This window comes from Zafaria cholistanensis (assembly GCF_008580665.1).
Taxonomy (GTDB): domain Bacteria; phylum Actinomycetota; class Actinomycetes; order Actinomycetales; family Micrococcaceae; genus Zafaria; species Zafaria cholistanensis.
Genome location: NZ_BKDJ01000002.1, coordinates 14,115 through 26,328, shown reverse-complemented (window position 1 = coordinate 26,328; position 12,214 = coordinate 14,115). Strand labels below are relative to the sequence as shown.

Below are 12,214 nucleotides of genomic sequence, written 5' to 3'. Positions count from 1 at the left end.
GGCTAGCGGGCGCGCAACTCCCAGAAGGCGACCGCGGAGGCGGCCGCGACGTTGAGCGAATCGACGCCGGGCCGCATCGGCACCAGCACCGTCCGGTCCGCCCCGGCCAGGGCCGCGGGCGAGACCCCGGCCCCCTCGGTCCCGAGCACCAGTGCAAGCCGGGGCGGGTTTTCGGCGGCCAGCACGTCGATGGGGACCGCGTCCTCGGTCAGTTCCATGGCGGCGACCACGAACCCGTGCCCGCGCAGCAGTCCCAGGCCCTCCGGCCAGGCGTCCAGCCGCGCCCAGGGGACCTGGAACACGGTGCCCATGCTCACCCGGATGGAGCGCCGGTAGAGAGGGTCGGCGCTGCGCGGGGTTACCAGCACGGCGTCGAACCCCAGCCCGGCGGCGGAGCGGAAGATCGCACCCAGGTTGGTGTGGTCGACGATGTCCTCCAGTATCGCGACGCGCCGGGCACCGGCCAGCAGCGCGGCCGGGTCGCGGGGCTCGGGCCGGTTCATGGCGGCCAGCGCCCCGCGGTGCAGGTGGAACCCGGTGATCTCCTCCAGCACGCCGGGGCTGCCCACGAACGCGGGCACGTCCGGGTGGGCGTCCAGGACGTCGGCCAGCCCGTCCAGCCACTTTTCGGCCAGGAAGAAGGAGCGCGGGACGTGCCCGGCGGCCAGTGCCCGGCGCAGCACCTTGGAGCTTTCGGCGATGTAGAGGCCGCGGACAGGGTCGGTGCGCTGGCGCAGGGCCGCGTCGGAAAGGGCGACGTAGTCGGCGACGCGCGGGTCGGCGGAGCTTTCCAGGCGGATAACGGGCATCAGCCGGCCACCAGTCGCCCGGCCATGTTCACCAGCGCCACCAGGCCCAACCCCACGATGACGGCGCGCAGCCAGCCCGGAGAGAGCCTGCGCCCCACCTTCGCGCCAACGAACCCGCCCACCAGCGAACCGGCGGCGATGAGCACCACCACGGCCCAGTCGATGCGTTCGAAGGCGAACAGCAGGTAGGACACGGCGGCCACCAGGTTCACGGCCAGGGTGAGGATCACCTTGATCGCGTTCGACTGCTGCAGCGTCCCGTGCAGGAAGACCCCGAAGACCGCCATCAGGATCACGCCCTGCGCGGCCGTGAAGTAGCCGCCGTACACCCCGGTGAGGAACACCAGGACGTAGAGCACCGGGCTGATCGGACGGGAGTCCACGGTCTCCGGGGAGACGTGTCCGGCCTCCTGGCGCCGTTTCACCCATGCGGACAGCCGCGGCTGGAAGATCACCAGCAGCACCGCCAGGGCAATCAGCACCGGCGCAACGACGGCGAAGACCGATTCGGGCAGGTGCAGCAGCAGCCACGCGCCCGCCAGCCCGCCCAGCAGGGACAGCGGCAGCAGGCGCAGCAGCGTGCGCTTCATGGTGGCGATCTCGCGGCGGTAGCCCCAGGCGCCGGAGAATCCCCCCGCCACCAGGCCCATCGCGTTGGAGATCACCGCATTGACCGGGTTGTAGCCCAGTGCGACCAGGATCGGGAACGTCACCAGCGTGCCGGAACCGACGATGGTGTTGATCGTTCCGGCCCACAGGCCGCCGAGCAGGATGAGCGCTTCGCGCCAGAAGTCCACGCGCCGAAGATCCGCGGCTAGGCGGTGCGGCGGGCGACGGCGGTGTAGCGCCCCTCGCGCTCGGTGACCTCCAGCGGGGTGCCGAAGGTCGCCCCGAGGTTGGCCTCGGTGAGCGTCGAGCCGATCGGTCCGGCGGCAACCACGGCGCCCTCGCGCAGCAGCAGTGCGTGGGTGAAGCCCGGCGGGACCTCCTCCAGGTGGTGGGTGACCAGCACGACGGCGGGGGCCTCGGGATCGGCGGCGAGTTCGGACAGGCGCCGGACCAGGTCCTCGCGCCCGGCCAGGTCCAGCCCGGCACCCGGCTCGTCCAGCAGCAGCAGCTCCGGGTCGGTCATCAGGGCGCGGGCGATCTGCACGCGCTTGCGCTCCCCCTCGCTCAGCGAGGCGAACGGGCGGTTGATCATGGTGGACATGCCCCATTCGTGGAGCAGGCCGAAGGCGCGGCGCTGGTCCATGCGCTCGTACTGCTCGCGCCAGCGGCCGGTAGTCCCGTAGGAGGCGGTGACAACGACGTCGAGCACCGTCTCATGCTCCGGAATGTGGGTGGCCAGGGCCGCGGAGGACAGGCCAATCCGCGGGCGCAGCTCGAACACGTCCACGGCGCCCATGAGCTCCCCGAGGATCCCGGCGCGGCCGGAGGTGGGGTGCATCCGGGACGCGGCGATCTGCAGCAAGGTGGTCTTGCCCGCGCCGTTGGGGCCGAGCACCACCCAGCGCTCCCCCTCCCTGACCTGCCAGTCGATGTCCTTCAGGAGCCGTTTGCGCCCGCGGACCACGTTGACGCCGGCGAAATCCAGCACTTCATTCATACGGAGAACACTAGGTCAGCGTCCCCTCCAACGGCGAACCGGGACGCCCCGGAGCGCCGCCGCGCCGGGACGCCGCCGGGCACGGATTGGCGCGGCGGTGCCCCCAACGGGGAGAATTGCAGGCATGCAGACCTCCGCCTACGTCGTCCACTACCGCCCTGCCGCCGACCCCGCCGCGCCCGAGGGGTTGGATGATGCAATCGCCGCCGCCGGCTTCACGGTCCTCGGCACCGAAGAATTCAGCCGGCCCGGCCGGGTTGGTGCGCGCGTGGCCGTGGCCGGGGACGACGTGGCGGCCCTGCGCGCGGCGGTCTCCGACGCCGTGGAAGGCATCGAGGGCGGCTCCGGCGCCGGCGCCGCCGTCGTGCCCGCGGCCCTCGCCGCCGCCCCGAAGCTGCTGCTGGTCATGGACGTCGACTCCACGCTCATCAAGCAGGAGGTGATCGAACTGCTGGCCGCCCACGCGGGCAAGGAGGAGGAGGTCGCCGCCGTCACCGAGGCCGCGATGCGCGGGGAACTGGATTTCGCCCAGTCGCTCCACGCCCGCGTGGCCACCCTGGCCGGCCTGCACGCGGGAGTGATCGACCAGGTGCGCGCCGCCGTCGAACTCTCCGAGGGTGCCCGCGAACTGGTTGCGGCCTTCCACGCGGCGGGCCACCACGTGGGCGTCGTCTCGGGAGGGTTCCGCCAGGTGCTTGACCCGCTTGCCGCGGAGCTGGGCCTGGACTTCGCCCGCGCCAACGACCTGGGCATCGAGGACGGGGTGTTGACCGGGCGGGTCAACGGGGCGGTCGTGGACCGCGCAGCCAAGGAGGACTTCCTGCGCCAGTGGGCCGCCGGGCTGGGCATCCCCCTGGAACACACCATCGCCGCCGGAGACGGCGCAAACGACCTGGACATGGTCCGGGCCGCCGGCCTGGGCGTGGCGTTCAACGCGAAGCCGGCGCTGCGCACGCAGGCCGACGCCGCGATCGACATGCCGCGGCTGGACATTATCGGGGACCTGTTGGGCCTGTAGAAGCCTCACGTCCGGGCAACAGCCGGCGGACCGCCGGCGGTCCCCTGCCCGCTGCCAGGGGCGGGGGCCGGGCTTTCCACTTGCGCCGGCAGCCTGCGCGGCGCGCCCCGTGCCCAGAGGCACACAGGCACACAGGCACACAGGCAGCGTGCCCAGGCGCAGGCAGCCTTTCATTCGCGCACGTCACCCGCGCACGCGCAGTGCCGTGACAAACCGTGCAGGAACAACGGAAACGGAACGAACAAGTGGTCGAAAAGCCTGAAACGGTTGGAGCAGGAAAGCCGCGCAGGCGGCGGATGGCGGCGGGGCTGATCGCCGGCGCCGCGGTGGCGGCCGGCGCATACGCCGGAGGCGCGGCCCTGCTCTCCGGCTCGGTCGCGGAAGGCACCACCGTGCACGGCGTGGACATTGGGGGCCTGGGAGCGGACGAGGCCGGAGCGCGCCTGGCCGAGGGCCTGGGCCCGGTTGCCTCGGCGGCCTTCAAGGTCCAGGCCGGGGGGAAGGCCAGGACGGTCGATCCCGCCGCGGCGGGACTGGGCCTGGACGTCCCGGCCACCGTGGAGGGGTTGGCCGGATACACGCTGGACCCTGCCATGCTGTGGACGCGGCTGGCCGGAGGCGGCGAAGCCCCTCCGGTGCTCACCGTGGATCGGGCGAAGCTGGATGCCGCCGTGGCGGCGGTGGTGCCCAAGCTGGAGAAGGACCCGGCGGAAGGGTCGCTGGAGTTCCGCGGCACCGAGCCGGTGCTCACCGCGCCGGTGCCCGGGGTGGACATCGACCCGGAGGCCGCGGCGGACGCGATTGCCGCCGGCTGGTTTGGCGCCACCGGGCCGGTGGCGCTGCCGGTCGGGGAAACGGCCCCCCTGGTGCCGGCTGCGGCGTTCGAGGACGCCGCCTCCGGTCAGGCCGAGCCGCTGGTCGCCGGCGGCATCACCGTGACCGCGGACAGCCTGTCCGCCGAGCTGTCCCCGGCCGTCCTGGCCGCGAACGCCTCCTTCAAGGCGGCCGGGGGCAAGGTGTCGATGGTCCTGGACAACAAGGGCCTTGCGGCGGCGCTTGTGGAGGCCAATCCCGCCATGGGCTCCACAGCGAAGGACGCCCGGATCGTGCTCAGCGGCGGCAGGCCAACGGTCGTTGCCTCCGAAAACGGCACCGGGACCGACACCGCGGACCTCGCGGCCAAGGTGCTGGAGGCCTCCAGCACCGAGCGGCGCACGGTCTCCCTCCGGCGTGTCGCCACCGAACCGGATCTCACCACCGGGGAGGCCGAGGCACTGGGGGTGGATGAGGTCGTCGTGGAGTTCTCCACCCCCTACCCCACCTACGACACGGTGCGCACCAAGAACCTGGTCGCCGGCGCCCGGAAGCTCAACGGCCTCGTCGTGATGCCCGGCCAAACGTTCTCGTTGCAGCAGGCCTTGGGCCCGGTCACCACGGCGAACGGCTTCCACGAGTCCGGCGTGGTGGTGGACGGGTTCTCCTCCAACGCCGTGGGCGGGGGCCTCTCACAGATCTCCACGCAGATGTTCAACATCGGCTTCCTGGCCGGCATGGACGACATCGAGCACCAGCCGCACAGCCGCTGGTTCGACCGCTACCCGGCCGGGCGCGAGGCCACCCTGTGGGAGGGGCAGATCGACATGAAGTGGAAGAACAACACCGACTACGCCGTCATGATCCAGGCCTGGGTGGCTGAGGGACGCGTGCACTCGCGGCTGTGGGGCACCAAGGTGTGGGACGTCAAGACCACGACCTCGGAGCACTACAACCTGACCAACCCCACCACGGTCTATAACACGGCTGAGGACTGCGTCCCCGAGTCCGGCGGCCAGAAAGGGTTCACCGTCACGGTCACGCGCTCACGCAGCTCGGCCGCGCAGACGCTGCCGGCGGAAACGCTGCGCTGGACCTACCGCCCGTGGAACAAGGTGGTCTGCGGCCCGGAGCCCAAGGACGGCTGACCGCGGCACCACCGGTCCGGCAACGGTGCTGCGCAATGAAAACGGCGCAATGAAACGGCGCAATGAGACTGCGGAACGAAACTGCGTAACGGTGCCGGACCCCGAAGCCGCCGGATGCGCCGCCTCAAGACAGGCGCCTCAAGACAGGCGCCTCACGGCCGGGAACTGACAAAGGGGGGTGGGGAGCAGCCGCGGCTGCTCCCCACCCCCCTTTGTGGGCGCCCGCGGGGCGGCTCAGGCGGAGAGGAAGTGCCCGGCGCCGCCGACATACTCGGTGTGGCCGGTGGGGACGTCGGCCGTGGCCATGCGTGCGACCTCGGCGCCGAACTCCTCGACGGTGTAGAGCTTGCCGGCGGCCTCGCGGCGGGCCTCAATGGCGCCCGGCTGCGCGCGGTCCAGCAGCGTCGCGGTCACGGTGCCTTCGATCATGTCGCCGGAGACGACCACCAGCGAGATGCCCTTGGCCTCCAGCGCCGGAATGCGCTCGCGCAGCGCAAGTTCGCCGGCGCGCTTGGAGCGGGCCACCGGCTCGTAGGCGTCCATGGTGGGCACGGTGTCGATGAAATGGGCCTGGTGGCTGGTCACGAAGACCACGCGGGACCCGGCCGGCATCGCCTCCGCAGCGGCCTCCAGCATGTTGACCTGGGCATCGCGGTTCAGGCGCAGCGCGTAGTCCTCGCCCAGGCCGGACTCCATGCCGCCGGAGGCGTTGAGCACCAGCAGGTCCAGGCCGCCGAAGTTTTCCACTGCGGCGCCGACAAGGGCCTGCGCCCCTTCGGTGGAGGTCAGGTCCGCCCCCACGGCCACGGCGCGTCCTCCGGCGGCCTCGATGTCCGCCACCACCTTGTTGGCGCGCGGCGCCTTTTGGCGGAAGTTGATGACGACGCCGGCACCTTGGGCGGCGAGGATCTTGGCAACCTCGGCGCCGATGCCGCGGGAGGACCCGGTGACGATCGCGGATTTGCCGGTGAGCTCGGACATGGAGGCTCCTTGTGGGGGGTCGAAGGGGTGGTGGGCCGACAGGCCGCAAGGCGGGCGCCCGGAACCATCTTGCCAGTCCCGGGTGCCCGCCCGTTTGTAGGAATCCTCTAAGTTACAGGAATCCCCGGGGCCTAGTGGCCCATCCCGAGGCCGCCGTCGACGGGGATCACCGCACCGGAGATGTAGCCGGCCTCCGGGCTGGCGATCCAGCGGACCACCCCGGCGACCTCCTCCGGCGCGGCGAACCGGCCGGCCGGGATGGAGGCCAGGTAGCCCTTGCGGGTGTCCTCGGGCAGCGCCGCGGTCATGTCCGTGTCGATGAAGCCCGGGGCCACCACGTTGGCGGTGATGCCGCGGGAACCGAGTTCGCGGGTCAGCGAGCGGGCCATGCCGACCAGCCCGGACTTGGAGGCCGCGTAGTTGACCTGGCCCGGGGATCCGTACAGGCCCACGACGGAGGAGATCAGCACCACGCGGCCGGTGCGCAGCTTGATCATGCCCTTGGCCGCGCGCTTGACGACGCGGAACGCCCCGGTGAGGTTGGTGTTGATGACCGAGGTGAAATCGTCCTCGCCCATGCGCAGCAGCAGCATGTCCTTGGTCACGCCCGCATTGGCCACCACGACCTCGACCGGCCCGTGCTCGGCTTCGACGGCGGTGAACGCGGCGTCGATGGACGCCGCGTCGGTCACGTCGGCCTTCACCCCGAACAGGCCCTCGGGCACCTCGCCGCTGCGGTAGGTGATGGCGACCCTGTCGCCGTTGGCCTCGAAGGCCCGGGCAATGGCCAGCCCGATGCCTCGGTTGCCGCCGGTGACCAGGACGCTGCGGGCCGGGGACGGGGTTTCGGTCATGCTTCCTCCAAGAATTGGGGTGTGGGGTCCGCCAACATCCTAGCCCGGACGTTCCGGCCCGCATGTCCGGGGCGGATTCGTCCCCACCGCCGCCGGGTGAGAGAATGGAAGCACCGAATCATGGAAGTGACATGACGCAGCCCGCACACTCCCACCGCCACCGCGGAACCCACGGCCAGCCCGTGCACAGCATCACCGACGCCGACGAGGCGCGTTCGGCCGAGCAGCATTCGCGCATCGTCAAGTACGCCGTGTCTATGTCCGTGCGCCTTGCCTGCTTCATTGGAGCCTTCTTCACCTCCGGACCGCTGCAGTGGGCACTGCTGGCCGGTGCCGTGGTGTTGCCCTATTTCGCGGTGATCGTCGCCAACGGCGGGGCCGACCGGACCAAGAAGGTCCACAGTGAGGCATTGATCGACACCCCGCCCGCCTGGGCGCTGGAAGCGTCTCCGGCGGATGCCGGCACGACGGCGGATCCCGACGCCGCCCCTGCCGGCGGTGGTCCCGCCGGCGGCGCCGACGGCGCGGTGCTGCTGGAGGGTGAGCTGGTGGATGACGGGCCGCAGGATCACGGGCGGCAGGATGACGGACCGCACGAGGAGGGGCGGGGCGGTCCCTCCGGCCCGCCCAGTGCCGGGCAGGACCGCCCGTGAGCCTGTTCGACCAGCTGGCCGGGGCTGCCGGCCCGGAGGTGCCCACCTGCTCCCGCAGGGGGTGCCGGGCCCCTGCCGCCTGGCGGCTGCTGTGGAACAACCCGCGGCTGCACGCCCCCGACCGGCGCAAGACGTGGCTTGCCTGCCCCGCCCACCGCGACTGGCTGCAGGACTATCTGGTCCAGCGCGGGCTGTGGAAGGAAACGCTTCCGCTGGAACCCGCCTCCGGCGCCGCCGCCAACACCAAGGAGTCCTGACCGTGTACCGCTTCCTCGCCAGTACCCGGTGGCTCGGATGGTTCCTCCTGGCCTGCGTGTTTGCGGCAGCCTGCTACGGGCTGGGGAACTGGCAGATGAGCCGGCTGGATTCGGCACGGGCCGAAAACCACCGCGTGGCCACCAACTACGATGCCGCGCCGCTGGCCTTCGGGGAGGCCCGGCCCCTGTTCAGCGCGCTGCCCGAGGACAGGAAATGGGCCCGGGTGGCCCTGCGCGGGGAGTACCTCGCCCGCGATACCGTCGTCGTGCGCAACCGCCCCGTTGGGGGCGCCCCGGGGTATGAAGTACTGGTGCCGTTCCGCACCGTGTCCGGGGAGACGGTGGTGGTCAACCGCGGCTGGCTGCCGATCGGCAACGAATCCGCCGGCCGCCCCGACGCCATCCCCTCCCCGCCGTCCGGGACGGTCGATGTCCTCGTCCGCCTCAAGCCCGGCGAACCCAACCTTGAGCGCAGCGCTCCGGAGGGCCAGCTGGCCACCATCAACCTGGAAACGTACGCCGCGAAGCTGCCCTACCCGATCGCGACCGGCGCCTACGGGATCATGTCCGCCGAGGACCCGGCCCCGGACGTGGCCCCGACCCCGCTGGAAAGGCCGGAGCTGGAGGAGGGCAACCACCTCTCCTACGCCTTCCAGTGGTTCGCCTTCGGCGTGCTGGCCTTCGTGGGCCTGGGCTACGCGGCCCGCCTGCAGGCCCGGATCAACCGCGAGGACCGCGAGGCGACCGCCGAGGCCGCCGCCTCGGGGACCGCGGTCCTGCATTCGGCCTACCGGGCCCCCCGCCGTCCCGCGCGCCGGGGCGGCAAGCCCACGGACGAGGACGCCGAGGACGCCTATCTGGACGCCCTCGAAGCGGCCGGCCGCCCTCCGCAGGGACCGGCGGCGGGGAACTGACGCCGCCGACTGGCACCGCGTGCTAGCGTGTTACTGAATCTGTCAAAGTGGCCGCGGTGAACGGTGCTCATGCAACGGACCGGGCACGCAACGAACGGGGCTTCATGAACGCACCCACCGTCCCCTCCGCGGCGGACCGCGTCGTGTGGCTGGTTCCCGCGGCCGCCCTCGCCGGCGCGGTGCTTGGCCCGCTGACCTACCTCCTCTTCGACGCGGAGGGCGCCCCTCCCGAGGTGGTCGCCGGCATCACCGGGTTCGGGTCGGTGCTCGGCTTCACGGTCGGCCTCCTCTGCGGGGCCCTGGCGGCGGCGCCGGCCTGGCTGCTGCTGCGGGCCCGGCGGCCCGTACCCTGGGCCGCGCTGGCGGCCGGCGCCGCGGCCGCCGCCCCTCCGGCACTGCTGGCGGCCCTGGATGGAGCGGGCGGACAGGCACGCGAGGCGCAGGACGCCCTGGTCCTGACCGTCGCCGCCATGGGCGCGGCCGGCTTCGTGGCCTTGACGCAGGCCAGGCCCGCCCGGCACCGCACAGCGGACCCGGCGGGCCTGGACCTCAGCACCGCCGCCCGCTAGGCCAGCGTGACCAGTTCCAGGTAGTCGTCGTTGAACAGGTCCTCGTCGCCGTCGGGCAGCAGCACCACGCGCTCGGGGTTCAGCGCGGCCACCGCGCCCTCGTCGTGGCTGACCATCACCACGGCCCCCGGGTAGTTGCTCAGCGCGTTGAGGATCTCCGCGCGGCTGGCAGGGTCCAGGTTGTTGGTGGGCTCGTCGAGCAGCAGCACGTTGGCGCTGGAGGCAACGATCGTGGCCAGCGCCAGGCGGGTCTTCTCCCCGCCGGAAAGGACGCCGGCGGGCTTGTTGACGTCGTCCCCGCTGAACATGAATGAACCAAGGATCCCGCGCACGTCAGCGTCGCCGAGGTGCGCGGGGGCCGCCGAGCGCATGTTCTCCAGCACGGTGCGCCCGGTGTCCAGGGTGTCGTGCTCCTGGGCGTAGTAGCCGATCTTAAGGCCGTGGCCAGGGATGATCCTGCCGGTGTCCGACTCTGTCACCCCGGCCAGCATTCGCAGCAGGGTGGTCTTGCCCGCGCCGTTCAGGCCCAGGATGACCACCTTCGAGCCGCGGTCGATGGCCAGATTGACGTCGGTGAAGATCTCCAGGGACCCGTAGGTCTTGCTGAGGCGTTCGGCCATCAGGGGGGTCTTCCCGCAGGGGGCCGGCTCCGGGAAGCGCAGCGCGGCGACGCGGTCGCTCTGGCGGACCTCCTCCAGCCCGCCCATGAGGCGGTCCACGCGCTTGAGCATCGACTGCGCGGCCGAGGCCCCCGAGGCCCGGGCCTTCATCTTGTTGGCCTGGGCCAGGAGCGCACCGGCCTTCTTCTCCGTGTTCGCCCGCTCGCGCTTTCGGGCGCGTTCGTCGGTTTCGCGCTGCTGCAGGTACCGCTTCCAGCCCAGGTTGTAGAGGTCCATGGTGGCCCTGTTGGCATCCAGGTGGATGACCTTGTTGACCGTGGCCTCCAGCAGCGCGGTGTCGTGGGAGATCACCAGCAGCCCGCCCTGGTGGTTTTTCAGGAACTCGCGCAGCCAGGTGATGGAGTCTGCGTCAAGGTGGTTGGTCGGTTCGTCCAACAGCAGGGTCTCGGCGTCGGAGTACAGGATCCGGGCCAGCTCGACGCGGCGGCGCTGGCCGCCGGAGAGGGTCTCCAGCGGCTGGTTCAGCAGGCGGTCGGGCAGGGCGAGGTTGTTGCAGATGGCCGCGGCCTCGGACTCGGCCGCGTAGCCCCCGCCGGCGATGAACTCCGCCTCGATGCGGTCGTACTTGCGCATCGCCTTGGTGCGCACGGCCTCGTCTTCGCTTGCCATGTCCTCCTGGGCCTTGCGCAGGCGCCCGACGACGACGTCCAGGCCGCGCGCGGAGAGGATGCGGTCGCGGGCCAGCTGTCCCATGTCCGGGGTGCGCGGGTCCTGCGGCAGGTAGCCGACGGTGCCGGTACGGGTGACGGTGCCGCCGGCGGGCAGCCCCTCCCCCGCCAGGACGCGGGTCATGGTGGTCTTGCCGGCGCCGTTCCGGCCAACGAGCCCGATCTTGTCCCCCTTGTCGATGCGGAAGGACACGTTCTCCATCAGGAGGCGGGCCCCGGCGCGGAGTTCAAGATCGGAAACGGAAATCACGTAAAGGGCCTCTTTCGGGCGGGGGGATACGGGCCGTGGGCGCGATGCGCAAAACCCAACCTTTCCAGTTTACCGGGTTTGGCCCCGGCGTGGGGCCCGAAGTAGGCACCGTCACGCCGGCGCCCCCGCGGCCCCGCGGCCGGGTCCGGCGCCCGGCGGCGGGGGAAGTCCCCCGGCCTGAACGCTGATCAGGACAATTGAACGCCGATCAAGTATGCTCGCTTACGGCCGGCCCCACCTCCGGCCCCGACGCCGCGTTGCCCGCAGCGCCACTGGCCCCCACCCGCGGGCGCGGGCGCCGGGCGGACCCGGCAGGCCCCCTGCCGCCTGGCGGCACCGACCCGAGGACGACCCATGACCCGCACCATCCCGGCCGCCGAACGCGGCGCCTCCTCCCGAGCGGCCCACCCCCGCACCGGGCCCGGCCCGCGCGACCTCGCGCTGATCGCCGTATTCGCCGCCCTGATCGCCGCACTGACGCTGGTGCCGGCCATTCCGGTGGGGCCGCTGGGCGTGCCCATTACGCTGCAGACCCTCGGCGTCGCCGTCGCCGCCCTGGTCCTGGGCAGCCTGCGCGGCTTCTGTGCCGTGGCGCTCTACCTCCTGGTGGGACTGGCGGGGGTTCCGGTGTTCGCGAAGTTCAGTGGCGGCCTCGGCGTCCTGGCCGGACCGAGCGCCGGCTACCTGCTGGCCTTCCCGCTGGCCGCGCTGCTGGCCGGCGCGCTGGCCACCGTCGCCCTGCGCCGCGCCCGCCGCTTCCGGATGCTCTGGCTTTTCCTTTCCGCCAGCGCCGGCTCCATCCTGGTCCTGCACCCGCTGGGCATCCTGGGCATGAGCATCAACGCGCAGCTGCCGCTGGCCCAGGCGGCCGTCTACGACCTCGCCTACTGGCCCGGAGACCTGGTGAAGAACCTGCTGGCTGCCGCCATCGCCGTCGCCGTTTTCAAGGCCTTCCCCCGCTTGGCGCGCCGGGACTTCCGCGGCTAACCTTGCC

Annotated in this window: 13 protein-coding genes; 7 read left to right on the top strand and 6 right to left on the bottom strand. The window is 71.9% G+C overall.

The window, feature by feature from the left end; all coding sequences use genetic code 11:
* Window positions 1-2 precede the first annotated feature (2 nt).
* From NCCP_RS02775 to NCCP_RS02765, 3 genes are read right to left on the bottom strand one after another with little or no spacing between them, the layout of a single operon-like run.
* Window positions 3-809, bottom strand: a complete 807-nt coding sequence (locus NCCP_RS02775) for a TrmH family RNA methyltransferase (RefSeq protein WP_149955585.1) — start codon at window positions 807-809, stop codon at window positions 3-5.
* Window positions 809-1,606: a sulfite exporter TauE/SafE family protein gene (locus tag NCCP_RS02770; protein ID WP_149955583.1), complete on the bottom strand. Its 798-nt coding sequence runs from the start codon at window positions 1,604-1,606 to the stop codon at window positions 809-811. The genes NCCP_RS02775 and NCCP_RS02770 overlap by 1 nt, the downstream gene beginning before the upstream one ends.
* Before the next feature lie 17 nt (window positions 1,607-1,623).
* Complete coding sequence (locus NCCP_RS02765) at window positions 1,624-2,415, bottom strand: ABC transporter ATP-binding protein (RefSeq protein ID WP_149955581.1); 792 nt, start codon at window positions 2,413-2,415, stop codon at window positions 1,624-1,626.
* Window positions 2,416-2,539: 124 nt separating this feature from the next.
* Here NCCP_RS02765 and serB point away from each other — a divergent pair, with 124 nt between their 5' ends.
* Together serB and NCCP_RS02755 are read left to right on the top strand one after the other, a co-directional pair.
* Window positions 2,540-3,433, top strand: coding sequence for a phosphoserine phosphatase SerB (gene serB, locus NCCP_RS02760; RefSeq protein WP_149955579.1), 894 nt, complete (start codon window positions 2,540-2,542; stop codon window positions 3,431-3,433).
* A gap of 245 nt (window positions 3,434-3,678) precedes the next feature.
* Window positions 3,679-5,394 carry a VanW family protein gene (locus NCCP_RS02755; RefSeq protein ID WP_225873640.1) on the top strand — a complete coding sequence of 572 codons (1,716 nt, stop codon included), beginning with the start codon at window positions 3,679-3,681 and terminating at the stop codon, window positions 5,392-5,394.
* A 234-nt stretch (window positions 5,395-5,628) separates the two neighbouring features.
* Here NCCP_RS02755 and NCCP_RS02750 read toward each other — a convergent pair whose 3' ends face one another.
* Both NCCP_RS02750 and fabG read right to left on the bottom strand, forming a co-directional pair.
* A complete protein-coding gene (locus tag NCCP_RS02750) occupies window positions 5,629-6,375 on the bottom strand; it encodes an SDR family oxidoreductase (protein ID WP_149955577.1) in 747 nt (248 codons plus the stop codon).
* Window positions 6,376-6,506: 131 nt separating this feature from the next.
* Window positions 6,507-7,229: a 3-oxoacyl-ACP reductase FabG gene (gene fabG, locus NCCP_RS02745; protein WP_149955575.1), complete on the bottom strand. Its 723-nt coding sequence runs from the start codon at window positions 7,227-7,229 to the stop codon at window positions 6,507-6,509.
* Between the two features lie 131 nt (window positions 7,230-7,360).
* Here fabG and NCCP_RS02740 point away from each other — a divergent pair, with 131 nt between their 5' ends.
* The 4 genes from NCCP_RS02740 to NCCP_RS02725 all read left to right on the top strand — a co-directional run bounded on the left by NCCP_RS02740 (window position 7,361) and on the right by NCCP_RS02725 (window position 9,622).
* Window positions 7,361-7,882, top strand: a complete 522-nt coding sequence (locus tag NCCP_RS02740) for a DUF3099 domain-containing protein (protein ID WP_225873639.1) — start codon at window positions 7,361-7,363, stop codon at window positions 7,880-7,882.
* Window positions 7,879-8,139: a hypothetical protein gene (locus tag NCCP_RS02735; protein WP_149955573.1), complete on the top strand. Its 261-nt coding sequence runs from the start codon at window positions 7,879-7,881 to the stop codon at window positions 8,137-8,139. Before NCCP_RS02740 ends, NCCP_RS02735 begins: the two co-directional genes overlap by 4 nt.
* A gap of 2 nt (window positions 8,140-8,141) precedes the next feature.
* A complete protein-coding gene (locus NCCP_RS02730; RefSeq protein WP_149955571.1) occupies window positions 8,142-9,053 on the top strand; it encodes an SURF1 family cytochrome oxidase biogenesis protein in 912 nt (303 codons plus the stop codon).
* A 104-nt stretch (window positions 9,054-9,157) separates the two neighbouring features.
* On the top strand, window positions 9,158-9,622 hold the full coding sequence (locus NCCP_RS02725) for a hypothetical protein (RefSeq protein WP_149955569.1): 465 nt from the start codon (window positions 9,158-9,160) through the stop codon (window positions 9,620-9,622).
* On the opposite strand, the gene NCCP_RS02720 is transcribed toward NCCP_RS02725, so the two are convergent.
* Window positions 9,619-11,220 carry an ABC-F family ATP-binding cassette domain-containing protein gene (locus tag NCCP_RS02720; protein ID WP_149955568.1) on the bottom strand — a complete coding sequence of 534 codons (1,602 nt, stop codon included), beginning with the start codon at window positions 11,218-11,220 and terminating at the stop codon, window positions 9,619-9,621. The two genes, NCCP_RS02725 and NCCP_RS02720, sit on opposite strands and share 4 nt — an antisense overlap.
* A gap of 354 nt (window positions 11,221-11,574) precedes the next feature.
* Between NCCP_RS02720 and NCCP_RS02715 the strand changes: the two genes are divergently transcribed.
* Window positions 11,575-12,207 (top strand): biotin transporter BioY, encoded by a 633-nt coding sequence (locus tag NCCP_RS02715; RefSeq protein ID WP_149955566.1) that lies wholly within the window; start codon window positions 11,575-11,577, stop codon window positions 12,205-12,207.
* The last annotated feature ends 7 nt before the right edge of the window (window positions 12,208-12,214 follow it).

Coding starts and splice junctions, on each gene's coding strand:
- NCCP_RS02775 (WP_149955585.1), bottom strand. CDS start 809: ATGCCCGTTATCCGCCTGGAAAGCTCCGCCGACCCGCGCGTCGCCGAC.
- NCCP_RS02765 (WP_149955581.1), bottom strand. CDS start 2,415: ATGAATGAAGTGCTGGATTTCGCCGGCGTCAACGTGGTCCGCGGGCGC.
- serB (WP_149955579.1), top strand. CDS start 2,540: ATGCAGACCTCCGCCTACGTCGTCCACTACCGCCCTGCCGCCGACCCC.
- NCCP_RS02750 (WP_149955577.1), bottom strand. CDS start 6,375: ATGTCCGAGCTCACCGGCAAATCCGCGATCGTCACCGGGTCCTCCCGC.
- fabG (WP_149955575.1), bottom strand. CDS start 7,229: ATGACCGAAACCCCGTCCCCGGCCCGCAGCGTCCTGGTCACCGGCGGC.
- NCCP_RS02740 (WP_225873639.1), top strand. CDS start 7,361: ATGACGCAGCCCGCACACTCCCACCGCCACCGCGGAACCCACGGCCAG.
- NCCP_RS02725 (WP_149955569.1), top strand. CDS start 9,158: ATGAACGCACCCACCGTCCCCTCCGCGGCGGACCGCGTCGTGTGGCTG.
- NCCP_RS02715 (WP_149955566.1), top strand. CDS start 11,575: ATGACCCGCACCATCCCGGCCGCCGAACGCGGCGCCTCCTCCCGAGCG.